Annotated in this window: 15 protein-coding genes; 10 read left to right on the top strand and 5 right to left on the bottom strand. The window is 69.7% G+C overall.

All coding sequences use genetic code 11. The annotated features are described in order from the left end of the window. Positions 1–3 precede the first annotated feature (3 nt). Complete coding sequence (locus C8D87_RS31495) at positions 4–582, bottom strand: uridine kinase family protein (protein ID WP_233442389.1); 579 nt, start codon at positions 580–582, stop codon at positions 4–6. A 111-nt stretch (positions 583–693) separates the two neighbouring features. Here C8D87_RS31495 and C8D87_RS31500 point away from each other — a divergent pair, with 111 nt between their 5' ends. The 3 genes from C8D87_RS31500 (at position 694) to C8D87_RS31510 (ending at position 3,569) form a co-directional block, all read left to right on the top strand. Continuing rightward, entirely contained in the window at positions 694–2,043 is a 1,350-nt protein-coding gene (locus C8D87_RS31500; protein WP_112229418.1) for a replication-associated recombination protein A, read from the top strand. A 332-nt stretch (positions 2,044–2,375) separates the two neighbouring features. After that, the gene (locus C8D87_RS31505; protein ID WP_112229419.1) at positions 2,376–2,762 is read left to right on the top strand and encodes a RidA family protein; all 387 of its coding nucleotides are present in this window, start codon (positions 2,376–2,378) and stop codon (positions 2,760–2,762) included. A 171-nt stretch (positions 2,763–2,933) separates the two neighbouring features. Further along, on the top strand, positions 2,934–3,569 hold the full coding sequence (locus C8D87_RS31510) for a maleylpyruvate isomerase N-terminal domain-containing protein (RefSeq protein WP_233442390.1): 636 nt from the start codon (positions 2,934–2,936) through the stop codon (positions 3,567–3,569). A 100-nt stretch (positions 3,570–3,669) separates the two neighbouring features. Here C8D87_RS31510 and C8D87_RS31515 read toward each other — a convergent pair whose 3' ends face one another. After that, positions 3,670–4,248 carry a GNAT family N-acetyltransferase gene (locus tag C8D87_RS31515; RefSeq protein WP_215732546.1) on the bottom strand — a complete coding sequence of 193 codons (579 nt, stop codon included), beginning with the start codon at positions 4,246–4,248 and terminating at the stop codon, positions 3,670–3,672. 152 nt (positions 4,249–4,400) lie between these two features. On the opposite strand from C8D87_RS31515, the gene C8D87_RS31520 reads away from it, so the two are divergent. The 7 genes from C8D87_RS31520 to C8D87_RS31550 all read left to right on the top strand — a co-directional run bounded on the left by C8D87_RS31520 (position 4,401) and on the right by C8D87_RS31550 (position 10,925). Beyond that, a complete protein-coding gene (locus C8D87_RS31520) occupies positions 4,401–4,898 on the top strand; it encodes a DinB family protein (protein WP_112229420.1) in 498 nt (165 codons plus the stop codon). Between the two features lie 105 nt (positions 4,899–5,003). Beyond that, positions 5,004–5,408: a DUF948 domain-containing protein gene (locus tag C8D87_RS31525; RefSeq protein WP_112229421.1), complete on the top strand. Its 405-nt coding sequence runs from the start codon at positions 5,004–5,006 to the stop codon at positions 5,406–5,408. Next, positions 5,405–5,674 (top strand): hypothetical protein, encoded by a 270-nt coding sequence (locus C8D87_RS46280; protein WP_030471638.1) that lies wholly within the window; start codon positions 5,405–5,407, stop codon positions 5,672–5,674. Before C8D87_RS31525 ends, C8D87_RS46280 begins: the two co-directional genes overlap by 4 nt. Before the next feature lie 71 nt (positions 5,675–5,745). After that, complete coding sequence (gene alaS, locus C8D87_RS31535; protein ID WP_112229423.1) at positions 5,746–8,415, top strand: alanine--tRNA ligase; 2,670 nt, start codon at positions 5,746–5,748, stop codon at positions 8,413–8,415. After that, a complete protein-coding gene (gene ruvX / locus C8D87_RS31540; protein ID WP_109641673.1) occupies positions 8,402–8,890 on the top strand; it encodes a Holliday junction resolvase RuvX in 489 nt (162 codons plus the stop codon). Before alaS ends, ruvX begins: the two co-directional genes overlap by 14 nt. After that, positions 8,887–10,107, top strand: coding sequence for an endolytic transglycosylase MltG (gene mltG / locus C8D87_RS31545; RefSeq protein ID WP_109641672.1), 1,221 nt, complete (start codon positions 8,887–8,889; stop codon positions 10,105–10,107). The genes ruvX and mltG overlap by 4 nt, the downstream gene beginning before the upstream one ends. Next, on the top strand, positions 10,107–10,925 hold the full coding sequence (locus tag C8D87_RS31550; protein WP_233440218.1) for a shikimate dehydrogenase: 819 nt from the start codon (positions 10,107–10,109) through the stop codon (positions 10,923–10,925). Before mltG ends, C8D87_RS31550 begins: the two co-directional genes overlap by 1 nt. Positions 10,926–10,941: 16 nt before the next feature. Here C8D87_RS31550 and C8D87_RS31555 read toward each other — a convergent pair whose 3' ends face one another. Genes C8D87_RS31555 through C8D87_RS31565 form a run of 3 tightly spaced genes read right to left on the bottom strand, consistent with a single transcriptional unit; the run spans position 10,942 to position 13,345 of the window. Continuing rightward, positions 10,942–11,331: a hypothetical protein gene (locus tag C8D87_RS31555; protein ID WP_146771926.1), complete on the bottom strand. Its 390-nt coding sequence runs from the start codon at positions 11,329–11,331 to the stop codon at positions 10,942–10,944. After that, complete coding sequence (locus tag C8D87_RS31560) at positions 11,328–12,674, bottom strand: sensor histidine kinase (protein WP_109641670.1); 1,347 nt, start codon at positions 12,672–12,674, stop codon at positions 11,328–11,330. Before C8D87_RS31560 ends, C8D87_RS31555 begins: the two co-directional genes overlap by 4 nt. Next, positions 12,671–13,345 carry a response regulator transcription factor gene (locus C8D87_RS31565; protein WP_109641767.1) on the bottom strand — a complete coding sequence of 225 codons (675 nt, stop codon included), beginning with the start codon at positions 13,343–13,345 and terminating at the stop codon, positions 12,671–12,673. The genes C8D87_RS31560 and C8D87_RS31565 overlap by 4 nt, the downstream gene beginning before the upstream one ends. Positions 13,346–13,534: the final 189 nt, after the last annotated feature.

Raw genomic sequence — 13,534 nt, forward strand, 5'->3', positions numbered from 1 at the left:
GTCTCACACGGCCAGTTCGGCCCTCGCCCTGCCCGGCGTCGTCCGCCGCATGCCCGCGCCGACGCACCTGCGGACCACCTGCGGCTGTTCCCGCATCAGCCGCAGACCCCGCCTGATCAGCGTCGGAACCGGCTTGCGGGCCTCCGCCACGTCCCTTGCGAACCTGCGGGCGAACGTGACGGCGGCGCTCGGGGCGAGCACCACGGCGTCCTTGAGCACGCCCGCGTCTTTCGCGCCCTGGACCAGGAGATCGGCGAACAGGCCCTCGGCGATGAACGCGGGCGCGTCGCCCAGCTCGATCGTCTGCGTGCCGACCGCGCGGTCCTCGCTGATCGAGTAGACCGGCGCCTCCGTCTTGCCGGTGTTCGAGAGCTCGACGACCGCCTGCAGCGCCTTGTCCGCGTTCCAGGAGCCCTCCGCGTCCCAGTCCGCGCGGCCGTGCTCGTCACGGGGGAGCAGCGGGTCGTCGCCGTCGCGGTAGAAGTCGTCCAGGCGCAGCACGGGCCAGCCGAGATGTGCGGCGAGGGTCGACTTGCCGGAGCCGGAGGGGCCTGCGAGGAGCACTGCGCGGGGGATGGGCACGGAACGCAATCTTCGCACACGACAAGCGCCTGCCTTACAGGTCTCGTGCGACGGGAGCTGCGCCGGCTGTCGCGAACGTGGACCCCTGAAGCAGGCGCTACCCTCGAACGCATGAGCGAAGGTCTGTTCGACGAGGGCCTCTTCGGTGCGACCGACGAGGAGAAGGCCGAGCGCATCGCGGCCAACGCCCCGCTGGCCGTGCGGATGCGTCCGGCCACATTGGACGAGGTCGTCGGCCAGGACCACCTGCTCGGCCCCGGCGCGCCGCTGCGCCGCCTGGTGGAGGGCGCCACGCCGGCGTCCGTGATGCTCTACGGGCCTCCCGGCACGGGCAAGACGACGCTCGCGACGCTGGTGTCGAAGGCGACCGGGCGCCGGTTCGTGGCCCTCTCCGCGCTGTCTGCGGGCGTCAAGGAGGTGCGGGCCGTCATCGACGAGGCCCGGCGGCGGCTCGTGCGGTCCGGTGAGTCCACCGTGCTGTTCATCGACGAGGTGCACCGGTTCTCCAAGACCCAGCAGGACGCGTTGCTGGGCGCGGTCGAGGACCGGATCGTGCTGCTCGTCGCGGCCACCACGGAGAACCCGTTCTTCTCCGTCGTGTCGCCGTTGCTGTCGCGTTCGCTGGTGCTGCAGCTCAAGTCGTTGACCGACGACCACGTGCGCGCGGTGATCCGCCGCGCGGTGTCGGACGAACGCGGGCTGGGCGGCTCGGTGGTGGTGGAGCCGGACGCCGAGGACCACCTGGTGCGGCTCGCGGGCGGGGACGCGCGTCGTTCGCTGACGGCGCTGGAAGCCGCGGCGGACTCTGCGGCGGCGTCGAACAACGGCGTGATCACGCTGGAGCTGCTGGAGTCCACTGTGGACAAGGCGGCGGTGCGCTACGACCGCGACGGCGACCAGCACTACGACGTCACGTCCGCCTTCATCAAGTCCATCCGCGGCTCGGACGTGGACGCCGCCCTGCACTACCTGGCCCGCATGATCGAGGCGGGGGAGGACCCGAGGTTCATCGCGCGGCGGCTGGTGATCCACGCGAGCGAGGACATCGGCATGGCGGACCCGACCGCGTTGCAGACGTGCGTCGCGGCCGCCCAGGCCGTGCAGCTCATCGGGTTGCCCGAGTGCGCGCTGAACCTCGCGCAGGCCACGATCCACCTGGCGACCGCACCGAAGTCGAACGCGGTCACCACTGCCATCAACGCCGCCATGTCGGATGTGCGCAAGGGCGCTATCGGCGCGGTGCCACCACATCTGCGCGACGGGCACTACGCGGGTGCGGCGAAACTGGGGAACGCGCAGGGATATCGCTACCCGCACGACGTCCCGGAGGGCGTGCTGACGCAGCAGTACGCGCCGGACGACCTGGTGGGCCGCGACTACTACGAGCCGACGGGCCGCGGTGCCGAACGCGCGGTGGCCGAGCGGCTGCCCCGGTTGCGCCGGGTGATCAGGGGCGAGTGACGGCTCTCGACCGCGGAGCCTTCGCGCTCGTAGAACGCCCTCGCGCACGCTGGCGGCGAACTGTTCGATGTGGACCTTGTAGATGTCCATCTGCGCGATGAGGGCGTCGATCAGGCGCGGTGCGCTTCCGCGGCCGCGGAAGTCCGGGTGCAGGTGCAGCTCGTGGATGGCGTCCTGCCCTGTGCCTCCGCCACGACCGCCAGGCCCCTGGTCACGCCCTGGTGATCTGCGTGGCGGTCCGGAAGCGGAGCTGCTTGCGGGTGCGTATCGCCACGATGTCGCCGGGCACCGTGTCCCGTATTTCGGTTGAGGTCATGTCGCATGATCACCACATGGAACTCGTGCCGCACAACCCCGCCGACGGCGTCTACCCGGCGACCGACGACTACGTGCACGCCATGGAAGTCCGTGGTGCCGAACGGTTGCTGTTCGTCGCGGGCACCATGGGGCTCGACCCGTCCGGGAAGCCCGGTGCCGGCCTCGCCGAGCAGCTCGACCTGATCTGGTCCAACATCCGCACGATCCTCGCCTCGGCGGGCATGACGGTCGACAACATCGTCCGCCTCACCAGCTACCTGCGTGACGCGTCGTACGCGGAGGCCAACGCCGCCGCACGCGTGCGGGCGCTCGGCGGCAGGCCCGTGCCGACCACCGCGATCGTCGCCACCACCCTCGTCAGCGACTGGCTGGTCGAGATCGAGGTGGTTGCCGCCGGCTGACCTGCGCCGAGTACGCTGACGATCGCGTTGAGTGACCGCACGACCACCGGGGGCAACGATGATTCTGGTTTCCCGTCCGCCGCAGCCACCTCGCCGTCCCGAGGACGACGAGGACGTGAGCGACGCCGTAATTCCCTTTGCTCCAGCCAGAATTCGCGTAGGTTCGGCGAAGTGACGATCAGAGAGGACTTCCTCGCCACCGCACGCATCGCGCTGGAGCTCATGCGCCACCAGCGGGTGAGCGAGAACTGGGACAAGCCGAGCGCCCTGCCCGAGTTCGGTGTCAGCGGCCTCGTCGGCCACATCGGCTACCAGGTCCTGCCGCTCCCGTCGATGATCTCCTCACCGGTCGGCGACGAGCCGGTGGTCTCGTTGATGGAGCACTACGCGCGAGCGAACTGGACCGAGCTGGAAGTCGACTCGGACTTCCACACCCGCATCCGCGCGGGTGGCGAGAAGATCGCGGCGGAGGGCCGGGACGCGGTCTGCGACCGGTTCGAGCAGACGCTCGGCGAGCTCGAGAAGACGTTGCCGGGCCAGGACAACCGCCCGGTCCGCATGCCGCACTGGGGCCCGTGGGCGGTGCCGCTCGACGAGTACCTCGTGAGCCGGCTGATGGAGTTCGTCGTGCACTCCGACGACCTCGCGGTGAGCGTCGGCCTCGACACCCCGGAGTTCCCGCGCCACGTCAACGAGACCGTGATCGACCTGCTGACCCGCATGTCGCTCAACCGCCACAGGGCCGTGGACCTCGTGCGCGCGTTCAGCCGCAAAGAGCGCGCACCGCAGGACATCACCGCGTTCTAGTGGCGCGTCCCGGACCGTTGGCGAGGTGATTCACGCTCAGCAGGGCACCTCGCGGCGGTCTGACCGCGAATTCCCCCGGCAACGTTCCGGGCCACACCAACTAGCGAAGACACACCATCAGCAGGGCCAGCTTGTTCGGCAGCATGATCTCGTCAGCGGCCATGAACCCGCCGGCCTCGAACGACCTGATGGCCCGCTTGTTGCGCACGTCCGGTTCAAGCACGATCCGCGTGCAGTGCGGGTCGGCCTCGAACAGCGCGTCGGTGAGCCGGGGGAGCAGCGACCGCACCAGCCCGCGGTCGGTCATCGCCAGCTCGCCGACGGCCAGGTGCAGCCCGAGGTCGTGCGGCCGGGCCCGGTAGCACTCGGCGACGGCGTCCCGTGCCGCGCGGCAGACCTCCGCGTAGATCACCGGGCGCCCGTGCCAGCTGATCAGCAACGGGCGGACGTCGTCGCCCTCCAGGTGCGTCCGCAGCCGTTCCTCCCACCGGGGCAACGACCAGGCGCGCCGCGAGAACGCCGCCACGTGCGGTGCCTGGTTCCAGCGGTGGACGAGGTGCAGGTCGTAGCCGTCCGAGCGGGCGACGCGCGCCTCCCACGGGTCCGTGAGCACCGGGATCGGCGGGGCGCCCGCGGTGGCGTGCTTGCGGTAGGAGTCCAGGTGCGACACCGGCTTCACGTGGCCTCCTGCACGGTCAACTAAGGGTTGCCTTACTTCACTGTGCGGGCGTGCCGGTGTCAAGCCCTGTGTGACGGGTATTTCACAGGCGGTGACCGGCCGAGTCAATGAAGCGGCCCGAATTCGTTTGGCCCGCGGCGTAGGTTCGTGTCATGGCCGAGACTCAGCGCGAACCGGTGCCGCGCGTCGACACGGGTGAGCTCGACGTCGCGCACGCCTTTCTGAAGTTCCAGCGCCACTGCGTGCTCAAGAAGGCGGAAGGGCTGACCGAGGACCAGCTGCGCAGGCCGATGGTGGACAGCGGCACGTCGATCCTGGGGCTGATCCAGCACCTCATGGAGGCTGAGCGCTTCTGGTTCGACCACCACCTCGGTGGCGCCCACTGGTCCGAAGAGGACGAGCTGGACATGGCGGTGCCCGCGGGGATGAGCTCGGGCGAGGTGATCGCGGACTATCTCGCGGCCGCCGCGGACAGCGACCGGGCCATCGAGGCCGCCGGTGATCCCGAGGCGCCGATGGCGATCCCGCTTCCGGACGGCGTGCGGCACTCGCTGCGCTGGATCCTCGCCCACATGACCACCGAGACCGCCCGGCACGCGGGCCACGCGGACATCATCCGGGAGCAGCTCGACGGCGCGACCGGCCGCTGAAGATCAACTACTGATGATCAACTGCCGTGCCGCTCATTTGGGTGTCGGACCCACCCGGTAATCTCACCGGCAATCAAGCCACAACGCCGGTCACCAGGAGGATCCGTGTCGCCAGGGGAGATCGCCGCGTGGGTCGGCGCCGGAGCGTTCGTGCTGGTCGCGCTCGTGGTGCTGATCGTGGGGATCAAGGCAGCGCGGTTCTTCGACAAGGCCGCGATCGCGATGGAGAAGGCGGCTGACGGCAGCGATCCGTTGTTCGCCGGCGCCAACACGACGCTGACGCACGTGAACACGCAGCTGGAGCGCGTCGACGGCATCACGGCCAACGCGCGCGCCGTCACCGGCAACGTCTCCGCGCTCACCAGCCTCTTCACCGCCACGCTCGGCGGGCCGCTGGTCAAGGCCGCCGCGCTGTCCTACGGCGTGAGCAAGGCCGTGAAGGCCCGCCGCAAGGCCGCCGAGCAGCCGAACAAGCACAGCAAGCGCCGTACGAGGCGAGGTGCGAAATGAGCCGTCTCTTCTGGTTCGGGCTGGGCGCCGCCGCCGGTCTCTTCGTCGCTAAGAAGGCCGCCGAGGTCACAAAGCAGGCGACTCCCGCCGGTATCGGCGCTAACGTGGGTGAAGGCCTGCGTGAGCTCGCCGGCGCCATCGGTTCCTTCGGGGCCGAGGTGCGCGCGGGCATGGCCGAACGGGAACAGGAGTTGCAGGAGACCGTGGAACGTCAGACGGGCTTCACGCCGGGGCGTCGAGCGCCCAGGGCGAACGGAAAGCACTAGCACCGTTCGCCTCGGCTGCATGCCCTTTTGGGGCATCCCCTGACAACCCCAGCAACAAACGAGGACTTCCCGTGCAGACCCACGAGATCATCAAGCGTTTCCGCGAGCACTTCGAGCGCAACGGGCACAAGTACATCCCGTCCTCCTCGCTGCTGCTCGACGACCCGAACCTGCTGTTCGTCAACGCCGGCATGGTGCCGTTCAAGCCGTACTTCCTCGGCGAGGCCCCGCCGCCCGCCGTGCGGATGACGAGCATCCAGAAGTGCGTGCGCACGCCGGACATCGACGAGGTCGGCAAGACCACGCGCCACCTCACGTTCTTCCAGATGGCCGGCAACTTCTCGATCGGCGACTACTTCAAGGAAGACGCCATCAGGCTCGCCTGGGAGCTGGTCACCGGCTCGCAGGACGCCGGCGGCTACGGCTTCGACCCCGAGCGCATCTGGGTCACCGTCTACCAGGACGACGACGAGGCCATCGAGCTGTGGCAGAAGGTCGCCGGGCTGCCGACCGAGCGCATCCAGCGCCGTGACGGCAAGGACAACTACTGGGACATGGGCGTGCCCGGTCCCGGTGGCCCCTGCTCGGAGATCTACTTCGACCGCGGCCCCGAGTACGGCAAGGAGGGCGGCCCCGTCGTCGACGAGGACCGCTACCTGGAGATCTGGAACCTGGTCTTCATGCAGGACGTCCGCGGCGAGCTGAGCCCCAAGGAGGGCCACAAGCCGATCGGGTCCCTGCCCGCCAAGAACATCGACACCGGCATGGGCGTCGAGCGCGTCGCCTACCTGCTGCAGGGCGTCGACAACGTCTACGAGACCGACCTGGTCCGTGCGGTCATCAACAAGGCCGAAGAGCTGTCCGGCCGCAAGTACGGTGCCGACGAGAAGGACGACGTCCGTTTTCGCGTGATCGCCGACCACGCTCGTTCCGGCGTCATGCTGGTCGGCGACGGTGTCACCCCCGGCAACGAGGCCCGCGGCTACGTGCTGCGCCGCCTGCTGCGCCGCATCGTCCGCTCCGCCCGCCTGCTGGGCGTGACCGAGCCGGTGCTGGTGCAGTTCGCCGAGGTCGTCCGCGACGCCATGGGCCCGGCCTACCCCGAGCTGGTCAGCGGGTTCGCCCGCATCCAGCAGGTGCTCAAGGCCGAGGAGGACACGTTCCTGCGCACGCTCGACGCCGGTTCGCGGATCTTCGAGAACGCCGCCGCCGAGGTGAAGGCCGACGGCCGCGCCACGCTTCCCGGTGACCGCGCCTTCCAGCTGCACGACACCTACGGCTTCCCGATCGACCTCACGCTGGAGATGGCCTCCGAGGCCGGTCTGTCGGTGGACGAGGACGGCTTCCGCAAGCTGATGGCCGAGCAGCGCGCCCGCGCCAAGGCCGACGCCGCCGGCAAGAAGACCGGCCACGGCGACCAGACCGTGTACCGCGAGCTGCTCGAGCAGGGCCCGACCGAGTTCACCGGCTACACCGAGCTCGCCTCCGAGGCCACGCTGCGCGGCATCGTGCTGAACGGTCAGCGGATCAAGTCGGCCAAGGAGGGCGACATCGTCGAGGTCGTCCTCGACCGCACGCCGCTCTACGCCGAGTCCGGTGGCCAGGAGTCCGACGCCGGCACGATCGTGACGGGCAGCGCCGAGCTCGAGGTGCTCGACGTGCAGAAGGTCGCCCGCAAGCTGTGGGTGCACCAGGTGCGCGTCGTGAACGGCGAGATCAGCGAGGGCGAGCACGTCGAGGCCCGCGTCGACCCTGAGTGGCGCATCGGTGCCCGCCAGGGCCACTCGGGCACGCACGTCGTGCACGCCGCCCTGCGCCAGGTGCTCGGCCCGTCGGCCCTGCAGAGCGGTTCGTACAACAAGCCCGGTTACCTGCGGCTCGACTTCGCCTGGACCGGTGGTCTGTCGAACGAGGCCCGCAGCGAGATCGAAGAGGTCTCGAACCTCGCCGTGCGCAAGGACCTGCCCGTCAGCATCGTCTACACCGACATGGCCGGTGCCCAGGAGATGGGTGCCGTCGCCCTGTTCGGCGAGACCTACGACGAGACCGTGCGCGTCATCGAGATCGGTGGCCCGTGGTCGCGCGAGCTGTGCGGTGGCACGCACGTCGAGCACTCGTCGCAGATCGGCCCGATCACCCTGCTGGGTGAGTCCTCGGTCGGTTCCGGCGTGCGTCGTCTCGAGGCCTACGTCGGCATCGAGGCCATGCGGTTCCTGGCCAAGGAACGCGCCATCGTGCAGAACCTCTCCGACATGCTGAAGGTCGGCTCCGACGGCCTGCCCGAGCGGATCGAGTCGCTGGTCGAGCGCCTGAAGACCGCCGAGAAGGAGCTGGAGAAGGTTCGCGCCGCCCAGCTGCTCGGCAACGCCGGGTCGCTCGCCGACAAGGCCCTCGACGTGCGCGGACTGTCGCTGGTGGCCCTCGGCCTGGAGGGCGTGTCGGGCAACGACCTGCGCACGCTCGGTGGCGAGGTCCGCAACCGCCTGGGCAACAAGCCCGGTGTGGTGGCCCTGTTCTCGGTCGACGGCGACAAGGTGAGCTTCGTGGTCGCCACCACGGCCGCCGCCCGTGACCTGGGCCTGGCCGCCGGCAAGCTGGTCCCGGTGTTCGGCCCGGCCATCGCCGCCCGCGGCGGCGGCAAGCCGGACCTGGCCCAGGGCGGCGGCACGAACCCCGCCGGCGTGCAGGACGCCATCACGGCTCTCACGAACGAACTGGACAAGGTGCTTGAACAGCGCTGACGTTCCTGGTGTCGACGACCCGGGCCTCGGACGGAGGCTCGGCGTCGACGTCGGATCGGTCCGCGTGGGTGTATCACTCAGCGATCCGTCGGCGTTTCTGGCGACTCCGCTGGTTACCCTGCAGCGTGACGAGAAGCGCGGCTCGGACCTCACCGAGCTCGTACGTCTCGTGGCCGAGCATGACGTGGTCGAGGTCGTGGTCGGCCTGCCCAGGACACTCGCGGGGCGGCACGGCCCGGCAGCCCAGGCGGCGACCGCGTACGCTGCCGCCTTGGCCGGACGCGTCGCTCCTGTGCCGGTCCGGCTGAGCGACGAGCGGCTGACGACGGTCGTGGTGAGCCGCGTGCTGGCGCAGCGCGGTGTGAAGGGCAAGAAGCAGCGTGCCGTGGTCGACCAGGCTGCCGCTGTCGAGATCCTGCAGTCTTGGCTGGACGCACGGGCACGCACTGCGACCGCCCGAAAGGACGAGGTGTGAGCGACGATCTCGGGTTGTTCACCGACCCCGACGTGGACGAACGGCGCCCGCTCAAGCGTGAGCGCGGACGGGACAACAGCGCCCGCACCAAGGCGAAGAAGCGCAAGAAGACGATCCTGTGGCTCGTCGTCGCGCTCATCCTCGCCGTCGGCATGGGCGGTGCCTACTACGGCTACAAGGAGCTGCGCGGCATCGGCTCCTACGACGACTACACGGGCAGCGGCGAGGCCGACGTCATCGTCGAGGTCAAGGACGGCGAGGTCGTCAGCCAGATCGCGTCGAGCCTGTACGACAACGGTGTGGTGGCCTCGGGCCGCGCCTTCACCGAGGCGGGCAAGAAGGACACCCGCGTGACGTCGATCCAGCCCGGCTTCTACCTGATGAAGACGAAGATGTCGGGCCAGCAGGCCGTGGCCCGCATGGTCGACCCGAAGACCAGGGTGCCCGCCGTCCAGATCATCGGCGGGACCAAGCTCACCGACATCAAGGTGGGCGACAAGGTCGTCAAGGGCGTCTACTCTCTGCTCGCCGACGCGAGCTGCACGGAGAAGGACGGCCAGAAGAAGTGCCTGACCGTCGACGAGATCCGCGCCGCCGCGGAGCAGACCGACCCGGTCGCGCTCGGCGTGCCGGAGTGGGCACTGGCCGACGTCAAGAAGGCCGAACCCCGGTACCGCCTCGAAGGCCTGATCATGCGCGGCGTCTACCAGGTCAAGCCGGGCGTGTCGGCGGTCGAGCTGATCCGCGGCGTCATCGTCTCCTCCGCCCAGAAGCTGCAGGGCGCGGGCATCCCCGGTGGCACCGTGAACACGGGCTTCCGCCCGTACGAGATCCTGATCATGGCGTCGCTGATCGAGAAGGAAGCCATCGAGAAGGACTTCGCCAAGGTCTCCCAGGTGATCTACAACCGCCTGAAGGAGCCGATGGCGCTGCAGTTCGACTCGACGGTGAACTACCTGCTGGACCAGCCGCACATCCGCACGTCGGACGCGAACCGCGCCAGCCAGAGCCCGTACAACACGTACAAGTCTCCCGGCCTGACGCCGACCCCGATCGGCTCGCCCTCACAGCAGGCGATCGCGGCCGCGATCAAGCCGGAGGGCGGCAGCATCATGTACTTCGTGAAGTGCCAGAAAGACGGCACGTCGTGCTTCTCCAACACCTACGACGAGCACAAGGTGATCGACGAGAAGTCCAGGAACGAGGGCGTCTACTAGTGCGCAAGGCGGCGGTGATCGGTTCGCCGATCGAGCACTCCCTGTCTCCCGTGCTGCACAACGCCGCGTACGCCGCGCTCGGGCTCGACTGGGAGTACACGCGGCTGGAGTGCGCGGAGGCCGACGTCGCCTCTCTGGTCGCTTCGTTGGGCCCGGAGTGGGCAGGGCTTTCGTGCACCATGCCGACGAAGCGCGCGGCGCTGGCCGTCGCTTCGTCGGTGACCGCGCGGGCCACGGCGGTCGGTGCGGCGAACACGCTGGTGCGCACGGACTCCGGATGGCACGCCGACTGCACCGATGTGGACGGTGTGGTGGGAGCGTTGCGGGAGAAGGGTTTCTCCGGCGGCTCACGTGGCGTGGTGATCGGAGCGGGTGGCACGGCCACGGCCGTGCTGGCCGGGTTCGCCGCCCTGGGGATCTCCTCGGTCTCCCTCGTGGTGCGGGACCCTTCGCGTGCCGCTGAGGCTGTTGCCACGGCTGGGCGGGTCGGGGTTTCCGTCGAGGTGCTGGCTTTGTCCTCTGTGGACCTCGGTGAGCTGGCCGCCGCGTCGGACGTCCTCGTGTCCACGGTCCCTGCTGACGCGACCGTGCCGTTGGCGTCCGCGATCGCGCGGGCGCCCCACGTGCTGGACGTGATCTACCACCCGTGGCCCACGCCGGTCGCCGTGGCGGTGGAGGAGGCCGGGACGCGGCTGGCCACCGGGCTGGACATGTTGCTGCACCAGGCTTTCGGTCAGGTCGAGCAGTTCACCGGGTTGCCCGCGCCGCGGGAGGTCATGCGGTCGGCGCTGGACGCGGAGCTCGCCACGCGCTCGTAACCGCGTGCTCGCTCCGCTAAGGGCAGGAGAAGCCCGGCTGCGGTACACCCTCCACCTTCGCCCGGCTCGCGATCGCCGTGCAGTACAGCTGCAACTGCGCCATCTTCGACAACGGGCCCAGGTCCTCCGGCAGCACGATCAGGTTCGACACCGCGTACACCCGCGAGGACGTCGAAGGGACCTCGGTGGACAGGCCGAGCTTCTTCTCCTCCTCGGTCGGCCCGGCCACCAGGAGATTGATCGCGGTCGCGGTGTCCACGGTGCCGGAGTAGGTGCGGGTCCGGCGCACCAGGTCGTCGTGCTTCGGCGTCAACAGGTAGACGGTCAGCTCGTGCGAGGAGATCGTGGGGGCCTCCGCGCCGGTCAGCACCGGAGTGGGGCGCACACCGCAGCCGGCCAGGGTCACCAGGGCAAGCGCAAGGTGAAGACCGCGCCGCCCGAGGGCGCGTTGGCCGCTTCGATGGTGCCGCCGTGCAGGCGTGCGTTCTCCCATGCGATCGCCAATCCCAGTCCGCTGCCCTCGGAACGGGAGCGGGCCGTGTCTGCCTTGTAGAAACGGTCGAAGATGTGGGGGAGGGCGTCCTCGGGGATGCCGGGGCCCTGGTCGGACACCTCGATCACGCCGGGGCGCACGGCCACCCGCACCGGGGCGCCGCCGTGTTTCAGGGCGTTGCCGACGAGGTTCGCGACGATCACGTCCAGGCGGCGGCGGTCCACCCGGCCCGTGATGCCGTCGGGGAGCGACGCCTCGACGGACGAGGTCCAGCCGCGTGCGGCCAGCGAGTCGCGGACAGCGGTGCCGATGTCCCACTCGTCCAGCTCCAGGAGGTTGCCGCCCTCATCGAAGCGCGAGATCTCCATCAGGTCGTTGACCAGGCGGGTGAGCTTGCGGGTCTCGGCGGACACCAGGCGGGCCGCCACGGCGGTGTCCTCCGGGAGGGAAGCGGCGTCCTCGTCCAGCACGGCGGTCACGGCGTTCATCGCGGTCAGAGGTGTGCGGAGCTCGTGGGACACGTCCGCCACGAAACGCCGCGAAGCCGCCTGGGAGGCCTCGAGCTGCTCGGCGGCGCTGTTGAACGTGCGGGCCAGGTCGGCGAGCTCGTCGGAGCCCCGTTCCTCGACGCGGGTGTCCAGGCGGCCGGAGCCGAGGGCGCGGGCCGCGGCGCCCAGCCGGCGAACCGGTCGCAGGACGCCACGGGCGGTGAAGAGGGCCAGGCCGAGGGCCAGGGGGAGCACCAGGCTGACGCCGACCCAGGCGGCGGTGGCGAAGCTGTCGATGGCGCGCTGAGGGCCGCCCAGCGACGTCCACGCCCACACCTCGACGCCTGTGGAGGTGCCGTCGGGGCGCAGCAGCGGGATGCCGATGACCACGTAGGGCTCGGCGGAGTCGGTGCGGCGCTGCCAGATGACCGTCCTGCTCGACTTCAACGCCTCGCGCATCTCGGCGGACACGGCGCCGAGGTCAGGGCCGTTGCGGGAGCGCAGCCCCTCGAAGACCACCACCGCAGGGCTGCGCAGGAAGGACTGGAACTCGTCGAGGTCCTGCTGGGTGGGAGGAACGGTCAGGCGGGGCGCGTAGTTGCGGACCTGCTCCACCAGCGGGTTCATGAAGCCGTTCTGGGCGTCCTCCAGCAGGAGGTTGCGGGCGGTCGCGTACGAGGCGCCCGTCGCCGCCACCGCGCCGAGCAGGGTCAGCAGCAGGAAAGCGGCCATCAGCCGGGGCCGCAGCCCGCGGAACAGCGACCTCATCGCGGGCCGAAGCGGTAGCCGAAGCCTCGTACGGTGTGGACGTAACGGGGTTCGGACGGCACGTCCTCGATCTTGGCGCGCAACCGCTGGACGCACGCGTCGACCAGCCGGGAGTCGCCCAGGTAGTCGTGCTCCCAGACCGCCTCCAGGATCTGCTGGCGGGTCAGCACACGGCCCGGTGTCCTGGACAGCTCCAGCAGCAGCTTCAGCTCGGTGGGCGTCAGTGAGACCTTCACGTCGTTCTTCAGCACCTGCAGGCCGGCGCGGTCGATCATCAGCGAGCCGTGACGCTCCACGTTGGACGGTTCGGACACCGTCCGCCGCAGCACGGCGCGGATCCGCGCCTCCAGGACGCGTGGCTCGACGGGTTTCACCACGTAGTCGTCGGCGCCCGCCTCCAGGCCCGCGACCACGTCGAAGTCGTCGCCGCGCGCGGTGAGCATGATGATGGGCACCTCGGCCTGCATGCGCATGCGGCGGCACGTCTCGAAGCCGTCGATGCCCGGCAGCATGATGTCGAGAACGACGATGTCGGGACGCGACTCGCGCAGTCGCTCGACGCCTTCCTCTCCTGTTCCGGCCGCCCGGACGTCGTGGCCCTGGCGGCGCAGCGCCAAACCGAGTCCTTCACGCACGGACGGGTCGTCCTCGACCAGCAAGACCATCGCCACGAGATCCATTATCGGCAGGTAACGGCACCTGCGCCGTTTCTGTAGCGGAACCATGACATGGCGTGGACGTTCCCGTAGACCGGCTCGCGGAGTCTCGATCGCATGGCCGGAAGCTTGGTGGGATTCCTCTTCACGTACTTCGCGCTGGTGTGGACGTCGTTCGGGCAGAAGGCGGAGAACGCCGCGTTG

Source organism: Lentzea atacamensis (assembly GCF_003269295.1).
GTDB lineage: Bacteria > Actinomycetota > Actinomycetes > Mycobacteriales > Pseudonocardiaceae > Lentzea > Lentzea atacamensis.